Here is a 13,657-nt window from a genome sequence, read left to right as displayed (position 1 = left end):
CCTTCATCTGATCGGAATCGTAGAGGTCAAAGGCGATCAAGCCAGTTTCTAAGCCTCAACCTGCAGGACGACTGTGCGGGTTTTGACGCAAATACTCCAAGACGTTTGTGGGCTGTTGCTGGTTGTACCCCTCATGAAGCCAGAGATCACCCACCGACGAGGCGTAGTGAATTTGCCAGTGATACAAACCGCGATAGGCGAGAGGATCCCGTTTCAACAGGTCGGCGTAATGGACCACAGCCCTGCCGTAATGATCACTGTTGTTGTATCCCCAGAGCCCTTTTCGGATGTCCTGAAGACCACCACGGCGCACCAAATAGCGTGCCGCCGCATGGATGGCATCCCATGGATCGCGAATGTCACCACCCCTGCCAATTCCAGGTTCCGTCCAGGTTGTCGGTAGAAATTGCATGGGACCTTGAGCATTGGCGACGGAAATGCCATCAATGCGACCCATCCCCGTTTCGACCAAATTCACAGCAGCCAGAATCTCCCAGTCGATCCCTGTGGACGCTGAAGCACTGCGGTAAGCCTTGAGCAATTGATCTGGAGGAGCCGGAGTCTGAATCCGCCAGGCCGGAAGCGTGGAGGAAGCAGGGCCACGATGCATGGCGAGAAACGAGCGCCGAGCTGCGATGTGCTGATCAAACACCCAGCGCCAGCGCTCATCGAGCTTGGATCTCACCTGATTGGCGAGAGCAGGGCGATGCGACAACACCCGATAGAGCACCTGTTGCTGATGAGCCAGAGGGGGTATGGCCTCTGAGGAGACGTCGGGATTGCGTATGGCCAGCTCAATCTCTGACAACAATTGAGCGAGCTGATCAGGGTTCGCCGGAAACAGCGGATAGTGCGCTCCTGAAGGAGCGCGGGGAAGATCTGGGCTTGTAGGGAGAGCTGGAAGAGCGAGCTCCGTTGGTTCAACCTGTTCCGAGACTCCCTGCTCTTGATTTTTGGGGTCCTGGAGGGCAGGGGAGCCACAGCCCCAGGCCAGGGGAATCGCCACGAGGGAAAGAGAGATCAGGAGGCGGCGGACTGAAGTCATCATCAAAAGCTTCGACGATCCATCAACAGGTCAAAAAGCTGCGACGGTCATGAAAGTCTGCAGCCTCCCCTGGATGGGAGAGCGCCCAATAGCTGAGACGGCCATTGGTTTCCTCGAGGACCATCGTCAAGCCCAGTTCAGGCATGCCCTCAATCGGCCACCAAGGACGTAAATCCAAGACCACATCACAACGAAAGTCCCGTCGCGTTTGTCGGACGGTGACGGCTGGTGGCAAGGCCTCAACCAAGCCAGAGCCACTCTGTCGATAGCGCTCAAAGCTGTACAGATTCCAGTGACCCAACGGCGATACGTTTAATTCCCAATACTGCTGAGAGTCGGGCAACCCGATGAACGCCTCAAAGCAACTGTGCTTCCAAAGCTCATCGCGGCGATCCCCCTGCAATGAACCTGTAACTGAACCTGTCGCTGGACCTGATGTTGGCTCTAAGCAAGGCAACGCAAGCGCGAGCAAATCGCTATCACGCTGGGAAGGACGAAGGTTGTAGCTGAGTTCAAGAACGCCTCCTTCACGCCAAACAAACTCAGCACTGAGCAAAAGATTGGGTGATTCTTGGGGTTCTTGCGGAAGGAGCGGGCAAACCTGCCGAACCATCACGGGATGGCGCGACATTTCAGCACGCTCCTGAAAGTTCGCGAATCATGAGCTGAAGGTCATCCCCCTGGACTTCGATCGATTGGGTCAGCGCGAATTGCACCAAGGCTCGATCCAAATTGTGAGAAGGCCGATCTGTTCGGAAGTAACGATCGCCATCCAGATAGTCGGTTAAAAAGCGCAACCCAAGCTCAAACGGAATCAAACGAATGCAGTCTGGTAGATAGCGAAAATCCTGGTCGGAAAGAAAAGAACGGCCCATCGTGAGGTAGCCCTCAAGAATCGCCCGACAGAGGTTGAGATCGAACCTCACCATCTCAACCTGCAAGGTCTCTTCGCCAAGAGGGTTACAGCAAGAACGCAAACAATCGCCGATGTCGTAGTGCACCAATCCGGGCTTGACCGTATCCAGATCGATTAATCCCACCGCGCGACCACTGCGCTCATCGAGCATCACATTGTTGATCTTGGGATCTCCATGAATCGGGCGTCGTTGCAGCTCACCGCGTGCACAAGCCGCCTCCAACACATCCACGCAGTCGCGACGACGTTCCACGAAATCAAGCGCACTTTTCAGGCGCGGATCGAGAGATAACTGCTTCTCAATCCACTGGGTTTGATCTCGGCAAACAGTGTCGAAATGGTTGAGATAGCTGGGAGTGATATGGAAGCCTTCAAGGGTGTCTGCCAAGTCGCCAGTGGGTAAATCACTGATCAGGTGATGGAACATTCCCAATCCATACCCCACCTCTCGGGCATGGCCAGCATCGCGGATCACATCACTCGTGGTGGCCGCTCCGATGTAGGAAATCGAGCGCCAAAACTCACCGTTGTGCTCAACCCAATGGCCTTTGCGATGGCGTGTGGGGAGAACCTTTGGAATCTCCCAACGCCGTCCAGCCAATTCAGGGGGATCGGTCGCCAAACGTTGTTGCACATGCGTGCCCAAGGCAAGCAAATTGCGCATGACCAGCTCGGGCTTTTCGAACACGCTTGTGTTCAGACGCTGCATGACAAAGGCCCGACAATCCGCATCCGCTGCCAGGGACACCAAAAAGGTGTCGTTCACGTTTCCAGAGCCAAGCGTGTCAATCGAGGTGATTTGCTCGGGCGGATGAAACAGTCCTGCAATCGCGTCAAGCGATGGGTAAAGCCTGGTGGTGGCATCGGCCATGACGAATCGCATGAGACTCAAGACGAAACAATGCCGTGTATCTGCTGATCCGCCAGCGCTGAGTGTGCGGAAAAAGAGCCGGGAAGCGGCAGCATGGGGTCAGAACACCCACTCAGCAACGGTGCCACGTTTTCTTCACACGGCTGACTGGCAAATCGGCAAGCCGTATCACTGGATTGAGGATCCTCAAAAACGAGCCCGACTTCAGCAAGAACGGATCAATGCCGTATCCCGTATCGCTTCAACAGCAAGCGAACACAACCTTGATGCCGTCCTGGTAGCCGGTGATCTATTCGACTCGAGCACGGTGGCGCCAGGCATTGTGATGGAGGTGATGGAAGCCATCGCTTCGATCAGCTGTCCTGTGCTGGTCATTCCTGGAAACCATGACCATGGAGGTGCTGGTGGCATCTGGCAGCGCCGAGATGTGCAACGTCAAATGCGGGAGCGTTGCCCGAACTTGCAGCTTCTCCTGCAAAAAGAGCCTCAGGTCATGGCAGGCATGGTGATACTGCCTTGCCCGTTGCTGCGCCAAAGAGACAGTCGCAGCCCCGCAGATTGGCTGGAATCCCTGAACTGGAGTGCGTTGCCCCACGATCAGCCCAGGGTCGTACTCGCCCATGGTTCCGTTCAGGGCTTTGGTGCAGAGGGACAGGTCAACCAATTGCATCTCGATCGATGGCCTGAAGAGGAGGTGGACTACATCGCTCTAGGGGATTGGCATGCCCTGACCCAAATGAACCCACGCGCTTGGTATTCCGGCACCCCTGAACCCGATCGTTTCCCCACAAGTTCTCACGACCAACGCTCGCAAGCCCTTCTGGTGGACGTGCACCGACAACGGACCCCAGAGGTCACTCCGATGGCAACAGGGGCCATGTCATGGCACAGGATCGACGCCACGCTGAACAGTGGGGCTGATCTTCAAGGCCTCAAAAAAACAATCGCGTCCTCTGTAGGGCGCAAGGTTGGGAAAGATCTTGTGAGGATTGAGCTCAGCGGCCAACTTTCTTTTCAAGAGCACCAACAGTTGCAACAGGATTTGCAAGATTTAGATCAACAACTTCTCCACCTCAGAATTCGCGGGATGCCCAAGCGCAGGCCGGAACCAGGAGAATTTCAAAGATTTCTGCAACGCGACGATGCGCCCTTGATCAGGGGCATCACAACAGAGCTTGCAGCTGAATTGGATGACAACAGCGCTACCGCCCCCGGCGCTGAGCACAACGCAGCAGATCGGGCCATGCTCGAACAAGCGCTGCTCGAATTGCAGAGGATTGTGCTGGAAGAAGCAGAGGATCAGGAGGCTTCATGCGGCTGATTCGCAGTGAGTTCACCAGCGTTCGCCGCCATCAAGAACTGGTTCTTGATTTTGCTCCAGGGTTAACGGTCATTGGCGGAGCCAATGAAAGCGGCAAAAGTTCCCTGGTAGAGGCACTGCATCGAACCCTGTTTGTGCGTGCGGCCGCCAGTGGGACGGCAGCGCAGGATCTGCGTTCCCAGCTCCATGCCGGCCACCCCCAAATCAAGCTGGAATTTGAAGCCAGCCAACAACACTGGACCCTGCTCAAACGCTTCAGCGGACCCAGTGGCACCACCCAATTGGCAGCCAAAGGGCAGGCGGCTCTGATTGGATCAGCCGCTGAGGATCAGCTAGCCCACTTGCTCGGCGTTGACGAGATCCTCAACAGCAGGCAGGTGAACAAAACATTGCCCAGCCGCTGGGCCCATCTTTGGGTCAAGCAGGGTGAATCGGGTCGCGACTTGCTGAGCCTCGGCCATGAGCACTACGACCTCAACAGCTTGATCGAATGCTTGGAACAACAAGCCGAGCAATCACTGCAATCACCCTTGGATCAACGCGTTCACACCCAACTCGAACGCCTGGTCTCCGAAAGCTTGAGCAGCCGAGGCGTTCGTCAGCAAAGCGAACTGTGGAAGCGGCAAGAAGCTCTTAAAGCCGCCAAGGAGCATCACGCTTCAAGCCTGGAACAACTGCAGGGGTTTGAGCTGTCCTGTGATGAGCTCGATCGGGTTGAAACCAAGCTGCGCGCCCTGGAACGCGAGCAATTGCCTGAACTCCGACGACAGCGCCAGCGATTGCTTCAGTGGCAGGAAGCGCTTCAACAATTGAAGCCACTCACCCTGCAGCAGCAGCAACTCGAAAAAAGCTGCGCCAGCTTGCGCCAGCTTGCGGCTGACAGCACTGCCTGTGAGCGCAGCCTGGCCAGCTTGGAGCGTGAACTCAAAGATTTAGAGACGACCTGCAACGCGGCCAGCAACCAAATCAAAGCGGCACAGAAGCGGACCGCAGAACTCGAACAAAAAAAACAAACCCTGGAAGAACAGGGGCTCTTGCTGAGACAACGAAAGGACCGCGATGACCTGCAACGGCGCCTTGAGAGTGTCCATCAGCAGGATCAGGAACGCCAACGCTTAACCGAACAGCAACAGCAACTCAACGCGGCGCTCAACAAGATCGATGCCGGGACCGCCCAAGACCTGCAGCAACTGCACAAAACCCAAGAGGAGCTTCGGGCCATCGCGATTCGCATCGAGAGCATGGCCTCCAAAGTTTTGGTGGAATCGGCAGATCAGACCATTTCCATTGAGGGATCAGATCTGAAGGAAGGTGAATCATGCGAACAAGCAGGGGTCTTCCGCATTGGCGTTGGAGAGCACGTCCGTCTAAAGATCAGCCCAGGCGAAGGAACAGGACTCGCCTCACTCGAAAACACACAAAAGACCCTACAAAGTGCCTTGCAAGCTGGCTTAAAGCGTTGGAACGCAAGCTCCGTTGAGGAGGCTCAACAACGCAACGAACAACGCAACCACCTTCTCCAACAGCAAGCACTCTTAAAAGCCCAATTAACACAACTGGCTCCTCCTCCAGGACACAAAGTCCCCAATCTCGAGGAGTTACGTCTCCAGTTGGATGCCCTCAATCAAGGTCTTCCAGCCAACGGTCTGAAACCCAGTTCAGATGATGAAAAAGACCTAGAAACGTGCCGGATTCACTACCGAGAGTTGAAAGACGAAAGCAACACTCATCAACAACAAATGCGGCAACTGGAAGTTCAGCACAATGCCGAACAGAAACAATGGCAGCAGAAGCGTCTCCAGCAAGAACGACTCAAAGCAGAGCAGGAGCAACGTTTAAAGCAACATCAAACACTTGAACAAGAGGTGGGATCGCAGGAACAACTCGCAGAATTGATCCAAACATTGATCAATCAACAACAGGCATTGAAAGCTCATATTCAGGACCTTCAACGACCCATCCCAGGGCAAGAGATCTGCGATCCAAAAGCGGAATTAGAAACGCTTGATCGCCTAGAGCATCAGCTCACAGAGCAACGTCATGAGCTGGGGAGCCAGCGTGGTGCACTCCTGGAACGATGCGACTCTCTTGGACAGAGTGATCTCCACTCCGCAGTGGCAGAAGCCTCAGCAAAGCTCGACTTAGCCATGCAAGCTGAACAGCAGGAAGCCCTCTTGGTCCGCGCCCGTAGCCATCTACTTCAACTCTTTCAACAAGCGCGCAGTGATCTCTCTCAGCGCTATTCCAATCCGCTTAAACAGAACATCAATCAGGTCCTTCAACCCCTGCTGGGCAACCCAAAAGACGGCTGTTCGCTTGGGTATGACCCACAAGATGGCTTGCAACAACTAGGCCTACAACGGGAGGGAACGCTCTTTGCCTTTCAGCAATTAAGCGGCGGGATGAAAGAACAATTGAATGCAGCCCTACGCATCGCGATTGCCGACACCCTCAAAGAGCGGCATGGGGGCTGTCTTCCCCTGCTCTTCGACGACGGCTTCACTAACACGGATGCTCAGCGCTTGCAGGGCGTTTTGAAGATGTTGCAAGAAGCCGTTTCAAGGGGCCTCCAGGTGATTGTTCTGAGCTGTGATCCTGATCCCTACAAATCCGTGGCGGACAACGTCATCATGATTGATTAAAGCGCATTTTCAATCACATTCATCGCTCGAAGATAGGCCGGAGGATCATCATCAACTTCCATATCCTCGAACCCTGAATCGCCTCGAATCAGGCGCCTTGCATTATCTGCAATCACCGCATTAACGATCAGATCCATGGCCTCAGGCAGGTCCAGATTCTGCAAAGCCTCGGCATAACGGCGGCTATGGGATGGTCGAACAGATTCTTGACAATAGGTAGATAATTGCCGGCTATCAGTCATGACTGAAAAAGCAACATCCTTGGTCGCTTGTCGCCCATAAATAGCCATATAGAGCAAATTGATCATGGATGCATCGTGAACAGGAATGGAATATTTGCGCGCAATTTGTGGCCAATAACGCAAAGCCTTCAACCCCTCTAGGCCGCCCTTGCGTAAGCCGGCAGCTTCACACCAACCTTCCAACTCCTCCATGCTTTCCGGACAACGCTGCTCAAGGCGCATGTGATCAGAAAGCACCTGCCCAACCTGAAAATTCCTCGTTGGCTTCCCTGAAACGGGCATCATCATGCTGCCGCGAACATCAGCAACCATCGCCGTGAGTTGCGCAAAGGTATGGTCACGAACCTTCTCCATGTCCCCTTCACGCACCAGGGCCGCTTCAATTCTCGGCACGCCATAACCGAGTTCAGTCAGTGAAAATGGCTGGCGGTTGTAAAGCCGTTGACGATCGCGGCGTGCCATTGACACCGTGGCGGCCTGATCCAAACATTGATCCAAAAGAAGCGTGAGCAACGTCGGCAAAACGCCTGGATTCTGTTTGTGAAACGAGTAACCAAAGCCTGCAAACACAGATGCCATGTTTTTAGCTGCCTTGATGTACTGGCCCTCCACGTTGTGAACCCCCGGAGAAACCTGAATATTCGGCGAAAGACAATCAAGCAAACGTGCGCCCAAAAGAGCCGTTAGGGCATTGGGATGACAGAAATTGGCCGTAAAACTATCCAGGGGATTTCGTAAGGCTCCATGCCGATGAAAGCCAGAGAAAAAAGCCAAGTTGGGCTCTTTTTCGCAGAGCACATAAGACTCATTGGCGATTTGATCATGACCAAACGAGCCAGCAAGACAAGCAATCACCACTTGTTCCCTGTTGAGCTCCGAGCGCAGCCGACAAGCCTCTCTCAGATCTTCCTCGACGTGGTTGCTGTTCGCACTCAGGATCACCAACTCACAGCGCATCAGAAGGTCGGCTAAGGAGTTGGTCACACGCTTGCCAGCAAGCTCGTGGGTGGCCATCGCCTCAATCGTTGCCACATGGACTTCGTCCATGCCTTGAATCACATCGTCGGGAAACGCGCCAAGCAAGTCACGACCTGGGCGAGGGGCCAGCAATAGATGCCCCTCACTGTTTTTCTGCATGGCGCAGTTGTAGGCCAGGGAGGCGGGATAGAGCCCCACGCTGTAGAGGCCAACCTTGCCTTTCTCCAGCTCCAGAATGCGGCGGTGGATGGCGTCCCGATCAAGAGACGGCGAAAAAAATGAGTTGCTATCCAGCACCGTCTCCATCAACCCATCGCTTTGCACACCCCAACACTAAAGAAGGCATAGCTGAGCTCGATGTTCCCGATGAGGAAGCACCAGGCTGCGGGCATGCTTCGCGGCATGAACAAAGGGAGCTGCGCTCAAACAATCACGCCTCAAAACCCCCGCTAGCAAGGCAGCTACAGCCATCTCGCGCTCTTGCTGTTCAATACCAAAGGCCCAGAAACCAAGCAAAGATTAAAACTGCCTAAAGAATGAGGTCAAACAAACAAGGCAGCCCTTCGCCATAACCAGCACAAAGATTAAATAGTGTTCGATTTAATACAGATGCATCACGCTGGTCTTCAGCCAAGCAACAAAGATAAGAGTCTGATTCCGCAACAACAAACCACAGCCATCTCACGACTTTTGATCAAAGCGACAGGAGCGCTGGATCCCCTTTGATATTGGTATTTACAATCAATCAGCCATTATGATAACACTGGAAACCCCTGGGTGAAGCATCACCAAAAGCTTTAGAAATCTGAGGAAGATTCCATGGTGTTGACGCTTTACGGAGGCCCAAAAACGAGGGCAAGTCTGCCACGTTGGTACATGGAGGAAAAAGACATCTCCTATCAATTAATCGAACTGGATCATCAGAAGGGCGAGAACTACAACACAGAATTCCTCGCAATCAACCCATTCGGAAAACTTCCAACACTGATCGATTCAAGTATTTCAATGCCAAATAGAGAACCCCTCACCCTCTTTGAAAGCGGAGCAATCCTTTTGCACTTGGCAGAGCAATATAGCGAAGACATCCAAACAATTGAACACAAAGCTCTTACAAGCCAGTGGTTACAGTTTGCCAACTCAACCCTATCAATTGCCATGCTTGTTCCAAGGCATCGAGAGAAAGAATTTCCGCGTCTCATGAAAGAGTTGGATTGCCAATTAGAAACAGGTCAACCCCTTGTAGGGAACATCTGGGGAGCAGCGGATTGCGCTATTCAGGCTTATCTAGCTTATTTACCTCTAATGTTTCCCCAGGTCGATCTAACTCCCTATCCATCAATTCGAACAACAATCAAACATGTTGAGCGTCGTCCCGCTTATCGCAAAGCCATGGGAAATCTGCGCTAAAACACCCCATCGCGCTCTCGAACCGCTTCAAAACTCCTAAGGACATCGCTCAAACAATGGCACCACTAAGCCTTGATGCACTCCGTGACGAAATGAGTGCGGAGACAGACTTGCTGATCGTGCAAGACCTCGACGGAGTTTGCATGCCCCTTGTCAAAGATCCGCTCACCCGCAGCCTTCGCGCTGATTACGTGCAAGCGGCGGCAGCGATGCAAAACAAGTTCAGCGTGCTGACGAACGGTGAACATGAGGGGAGGCGAGGTGTAAACCGACTCGTTGAAAAAGCCCTAGGCGACAACCAGAAGGCCCAACAGGAGGGGCTCTACCTGCCAGGGCTGGCCGCGGGAGGCGTTCAATTTCAAGACCGATTTGGCATGGTTTGCCACCCCGGGGTCAGCGATGAGGAAATGAGCTTCCTGGAATCCGTGCCTCAAAGGATGGAAGATCTATTGCGCTTCAAACTGAGTCAAGTCCTGCCTGATTTACAGGGCCAAGCACTCGAGGAAGAACTCAAGCTCGCCATTCTTGATACGCAAGTCTCACCAACCATCAATCTGAACAGTCTGTTCAGCAGGATCCAAGGAGACGTGGATCGCCAAAAACAGCTGCAATTGATGTTGTCCGATTTGATGGATGCCCTGATGTCAGCCGCTGCAGAGGCTGGACTACCCAAGTCATTTTTTCTACACGTCGCTCCAAACCTGGGACTTGATGCCTCTGGTGAGGAACGAATCAAACCGGCAGTACCTGGCGATGTTGGAACCACTGACATCCAATTCATGCTGAAGGGAGCCATCAAAGAAGTGGGATTGCTCGTGCTCATCAATCGGCACATCGCACAAAAAACCGGGACTGCACCACTTGGTGAGAGGTTCAATGTGCGCAACGCGCCCCACGATCATCAAGCCCTGCTGGATCTTTGTCATCAGCACATCAAACGCGATGCCATTCCGATGCTGGTTGGCGTCGGTGACACCGTGACATCCACGCCCTGTCCACTGGGTAATGGTTGGTTGCGAGGAGGAAGCGACAGAGGCTTTTTAACCCTTCTTCAACAACTCGGTGCAAGTTATGACCGGCCAGCCCGTGTTGTTCTTGTGGACAGCAGTCATGGAGAAGTCGATCGCCCGAATTTGAGCAACAGCCAGCTGTCAGGGATCAGCGATCCTGACGACCCACTCCGTTTTGACTGCCTCGTCAAGGGAGGTCCCAATGAGTACGTCGATTGGTTTAAAACATTGCCTCATTCATGCACTGATGCTGAATAACTCATCAGCAGCGCTGCAGCCTTCTCCACAACCAACACCTCGGTCCCCTCATCCCCTCACCTTGACATCCATCTCCCCTCTCACTGAGCAAGATCCCAAGCGAAGGGCGAAGCCGTTCCCTGCACTCAACCGTGGAGAGCTGGAGACAATTCAAGTGAATCTGGGCTACCGCTGCAATCAGAGCTGCAGCCATTGTCATGTCAATGCGGGACCGTGGCGAACGGAAATGATGGAAGAGGAGCACATCAAGCTCATTCCCAAGGTTCTCCAAACGCTCAAACTCAACTGCCTCGACCTAACGGGAGGTGCTCCAGAACTGCATCCCCAATTCCGATCACTGGTCCAAGAAGCTCGGGACCTTGGTGTTCAAGTGATTGATCGCTGCAATCTCACGATCCTGCAAGAACCTGGCCAAGAAGATTTAGCTGCATTTTTGGCCGATGCAGGAGTCAAAGTGGTTGCTTCTCTCCCATGTTTTGAAGAGGGGAGAGTAGACACCCAACGAGGGGCTGGTGTTTTTCAGCGCAGTATTGCTGGCCTACAAAGCCTGAATGCACTGGGTTATGGAATGCCTAATAGCAACCTTGAACTGGATTTAGTCTTCAATCCTTCAGGGGCACAATTACCACCAGCACAAGGAGAATTAGAACGCATATATCGCGAAAAACTCTTGGGAAATCATGGCATTCATTTCAGCAGATTATTAACCATCACAAACATGCCAATTCAAAGATTTGCCCAAACGTTAAAGGCCCATGGTGAGCTTGAGGATTATTACGCCTTGCTGCATCAAGCCCATCGCGACAACAACCTCAGCGCAGTGATGTGCAGACATTTGATCAGTGTCGACTGGACTGGACATTTGTTCGACTGCGATTTCAATCAACAATTAGGCATCCCCGTGCGTTCTGGACCAAGGACCCTTAATGAACTTCTGAATCAATTTGGAAGCGTCAACAACCAACCGATAGCTGTTGGAGCTCACTGTTTCGGATGCACAGCTGGAGGAGGCTCCAGCTGTGGTGGAGCCCTTAGCTGAGCTGATCAATATCAACAGAAGCTGGTGCAAATAACAACACCCGCTCTCCCACACGACGCTCCTGCCCCTGCAGGGCATAGACGCCACCAGAAACGAAGTCAGCGGTGCGCTGCGCCAGTTTCGGCTCCATCTCTGAAAGGTTGAGCAGAACAGTGCGTTGCTCGCGTACAGCCATGACCGCGTCCAACCCCTCTTCGAATCCTCGGGGTTGGAGCACGATAATTTCGTGAAAGCCTGAAACGCCAGAAAGGTCCATACTCACCAGATTGACGGAAGCTTCTGCTCGCCACAAGAGCAGTAATAATTAATCAATGATTGATCCAGACCCAAAGACCAAAGGAGGACACTGCGGCACGACGCCAAAGAAATTCGCAATCGGAATTGCTCCGCTGGGGACGGTCTCCATCGGAGTTGTGCCCATGGGGGTGATTTGTATCGGGGTTGTTCCGATGGGGGTCGTCTCGATCGGAGTTGTCGCGATGGGTGTGATCAACCTCTCGGTGGTGGGAATGGGTCTGTTGGCGATCGGAGTGAACACCATGGGCGTTTGGACCGCAGGACCGATGAGCATGGGGCTCGTGCCCTTAGGCAAAAACTCGACTGATCACAGCGCTCACCAGCATGGACAGCCAAACCAACATCAAGAGGGCGATGACCCGAGGTTCATGGCCTACCCCACCCGGGCCGAAGCCGAAGCCCAGGCCGCTGCACAAGGATGCCAAGGGGTGCACGCGATGGGTGACTTCTGGATGCCCTGTTCAGAGCATCCAAGCAACGATCAATGATTAAAGGCAATTAGGGCAAACGGCTCGCACGTTCAAACTCGATTCGATCAGTTCAAAGTTGAATCGCTTGGCTGCATCACGGCCAGCCTCAAGAACCGGGATGCTTTCAAATTCTTCGGTGCGGCCGCAACGAACGCAAATCAAATGATGATGATCGCCATGATCGCCGCTGGAGAGCTCGAAACGACGACCGCCATCACTCAGTTCAAGCTCTTGCAGAAAGCCCATCTCAACCAACAGTCTCAAGGTGCGGTAAATCGTCGCCAATGAGACCCGGGCCTTTGAATCCACCAGCAAACGGTGGACATCCTCGGCACTGAGGTGAGTACCGCCACCGATTTGTTCAAACAGATCGAGAATTAGTCGACGCTGGGGAGTTAAGCGCCTGCCGTCCTGATGCAAACCACGCTCTAGAGGTCCTTCAACCGGAACTGGCAACGAGGCCATTGGCGTCTGCACCGGAACAACTCTTCTCAACAGTACCGATTAATGCGAGAGGAAAACATGGCTGGGAAAAAGACCGGTAAGGTTTAACTCTGTTTTCCAATTGCTGTGTCTACCTCCTGGCGAGTGTTGATGCGCTTTGTAGCCAGCGGGCTGTTCCTTCTGGCACATGGATTACTCGTGCTCGAGTACGTGGCGCTTGGCACGGCCCTGCACGGCATTGCTGAAGTCTTCCTTGCGCCCTGGGCGATCCGTCATCGGGCCTGGGATTTGATCGTGATCGGTGTTGTCTTCTGCGTCTTTGATCTGCGGGGAACGCTCAGGCTCACCAACATGATTGGCTAATCAATCCACCAACGCTGAACCAACCCAGACAAATCGGAGGACGCTGCGGGGACCGTTACCACCGAAAGTCGCTGTCGGTCCTTGGCATAGTCGTAACGACAAAAGCCAACACCTGTCCCAGAACAGGCGGAAAGAGCAGGAAGGGCTGATCCGGAGGGATCTCGCCTAGGCCCCTCAATGGATTGATCGGGTTGTGGCAACCAGCCTGATGCCAACAACGAAGCATCTGCCGCACGGATCGACTGACCCACTTGCAACTGAACAGTCGTGGAAGACATGGAGTCAGCGAAGACGGCACCACCACTCAGAAATGGCAGGACGCAGAGTGCAAAGCGCAGTCCTTTCATCGCTTCC

At 53.6% G+C, this 13,657-nt stretch carries 14 protein-coding genes; 7 read left to right on the top strand and 7 right to left on the bottom strand.

Going from position 1 to position 13,657, the window contains the following annotated elements:
- Positions 1 to 55: 55 nt before the first annotated feature.
- Genes SynROS8604_RS06320 through SynROS8604_RS06310 form a run of 3 tightly spaced genes read right to left on the bottom strand, consistent with a single transcriptional unit; the run spans position 56 to position 2,844 of the window.
- Complete coding sequence (locus SynROS8604_RS06320) at positions 56 to 1,048, bottom strand: lytic transglycosylase domain-containing protein (RefSeq protein ID WP_186545544.1); 993 nt, start codon at positions 1,046 to 1,048, stop codon at positions 56 to 58.
- 19 nt (positions 1,049 to 1,067) lie between these two features.
- Positions 1,068 to 1,676: a DOMON-like domain-containing protein gene (locus SynROS8604_RS06315; RefSeq protein ID WP_186545543.1), complete on the bottom strand. Its 609-nt coding sequence runs from the start codon at positions 1,674 to 1,676 to the stop codon at positions 1,068 to 1,070.
- A 1-nt stretch (position 1,677) separates the two neighbouring features.
- The gene (locus SynROS8604_RS06310) at positions 1,678 to 2,844 is read right to left on the bottom strand and encodes a phosphotransferase enzyme family protein (protein ID WP_255445249.1); all 1,167 of its coding nucleotides are present in this window, start codon (positions 2,842 to 2,844) and stop codon (positions 1,678 to 1,680) included.
- On the opposite strand from SynROS8604_RS06310, the gene SynROS8604_RS06305 reads away from it, so the two are divergent.
- Together SynROS8604_RS06305 and SynROS8604_RS06300 are read left to right on the top strand one after the other, a co-directional pair.
- Complete coding sequence (locus tag SynROS8604_RS06305) at positions 2,831 to 4,153, top strand: DNA repair exonuclease (protein ID WP_255445248.1); 1,323 nt, start codon at positions 2,831 to 2,833, stop codon at positions 4,151 to 4,153. The two genes, SynROS8604_RS06310 and SynROS8604_RS06305, sit on opposite strands and share 14 nt — an antisense overlap.
- The gene (locus SynROS8604_RS06300; RefSeq protein WP_186545541.1) at positions 4,144 to 6,795 is read left to right on the top strand and encodes an AAA family ATPase; all 2,652 of its coding nucleotides are present in this window, start codon (positions 4,144 to 4,146) and stop codon (positions 6,793 to 6,795) included. The genes SynROS8604_RS06305 and SynROS8604_RS06300 overlap by 10 nt, the downstream gene beginning before the upstream one ends.
- Here the strand turns inward: SynROS8604_RS06300 and SynROS8604_RS06295 are convergent.
- Complete coding sequence (locus SynROS8604_RS06295; protein WP_006852391.1) at positions 6,792 to 8,321, bottom strand: hypothetical protein; 1,530 nt, start codon at positions 8,319 to 8,321, stop codon at positions 6,792 to 6,794. The two genes, SynROS8604_RS06300 and SynROS8604_RS06295, sit on opposite strands and share 4 nt — an antisense overlap.
- Before the next feature lie 513 nt (positions 8,322 to 8,834).
- Here SynROS8604_RS06295 and SynROS8604_RS06290 point away from each other — a divergent pair.
- From SynROS8604_RS06290 to arsS, 3 genes are all read left to right on the top strand, one after another.
- Complete coding sequence (locus SynROS8604_RS06290) at positions 8,835 to 9,422, top strand: glutathione S-transferase family protein (RefSeq protein ID WP_186545540.1); 588 nt, start codon at positions 8,835 to 8,837, stop codon at positions 9,420 to 9,422.
- Positions 9,423 to 9,478: 56 nt separating this feature from the next.
- A complete protein-coding gene (gene stpA / locus SynROS8604_RS06285; RefSeq protein WP_186545539.1) occupies positions 9,479 to 10,690 on the top strand; it encodes a glucosylglycerol 3-phosphatase in 1,212 nt (403 codons plus the stop codon).
- 61 nt (positions 10,691 to 10,751) lie between these two features.
- On the top strand, positions 10,752 to 11,729 hold the full coding sequence (gene arsS / locus SynROS8604_RS06280; RefSeq protein ID WP_370586569.1) for an arsenosugar biosynthesis radical SAM (seleno)protein ArsS: 978 nt from the start codon (positions 10,752 to 10,754) through the stop codon (positions 11,727 to 11,729).
- Here the strand turns inward: arsS and SynROS8604_RS06275 are convergent.
- Positions 11,722 to 11,946, bottom strand: a complete 225-nt coding sequence (locus SynROS8604_RS06275; protein ID WP_253909757.1) for a cell division protein SepF — start codon at positions 11,944 to 11,946, stop codon at positions 11,722 to 11,724. The two genes, arsS and SynROS8604_RS06275, sit on opposite strands and share 8 nt — an antisense overlap.
- 94 nt (positions 11,947 to 12,040) lie before the next feature.
- On the opposite strand from SynROS8604_RS06275, the gene SynROS8604_RS06270 reads away from it, so the two are divergent.
- Positions 12,041 to 12,514, top strand: a complete 474-nt coding sequence (locus tag SynROS8604_RS06270; RefSeq protein WP_006852386.1) for a hypothetical protein — start codon at positions 12,041 to 12,043, stop codon at positions 12,512 to 12,514.
- On the opposite strand, the gene SynROS8604_RS06265 is transcribed toward SynROS8604_RS06270, so the two are convergent.
- On the bottom strand, positions 12,515 to 12,961 hold the full coding sequence (locus SynROS8604_RS06265) for a Fur family transcriptional regulator (RefSeq protein WP_006852385.1): 447 nt from the start codon (positions 12,959 to 12,961) through the stop codon (positions 12,515 to 12,517). It abuts the gene before it with no gap.
- 105 nt (positions 12,962 to 13,066) lie between these two features.
- Here SynROS8604_RS06265 and SynROS8604_RS06260 point away from each other — a divergent pair, with 105 nt between their 5' ends.
- Positions 13,067 to 13,303 (top strand): hypothetical protein, encoded by a 237-nt coding sequence (locus tag SynROS8604_RS06260; protein WP_255445246.1) that lies wholly within the window; start codon positions 13,067 to 13,069, stop codon positions 13,301 to 13,303.
- Here the strand turns inward: SynROS8604_RS06260 and SynROS8604_RS06255 are convergent.
- Positions 13,300 to 13,650 carry a hypothetical protein gene (locus SynROS8604_RS06255; RefSeq protein ID WP_038013588.1) on the bottom strand — a complete coding sequence of 117 codons (351 nt, stop codon included), beginning with the start codon at positions 13,648 to 13,650 and terminating at the stop codon, positions 13,300 to 13,302. The genes SynROS8604_RS06260 and SynROS8604_RS06255 overlap by 4 nt on opposite strands.
- Positions 13,651 to 13,657 lie beyond the last annotated feature (7 nt).

This window comes from Synechococcus sp. ROS8604, assembly GCF_014279655.1.
Classification (GTDB): Bacteria; Cyanobacteriota; Cyanobacteriia; order PCC-6307; family Cyanobiaceae; genus Synechococcus_C.
This window is presented reverse-complemented; position numbering and strand designations above follow the sequence as displayed.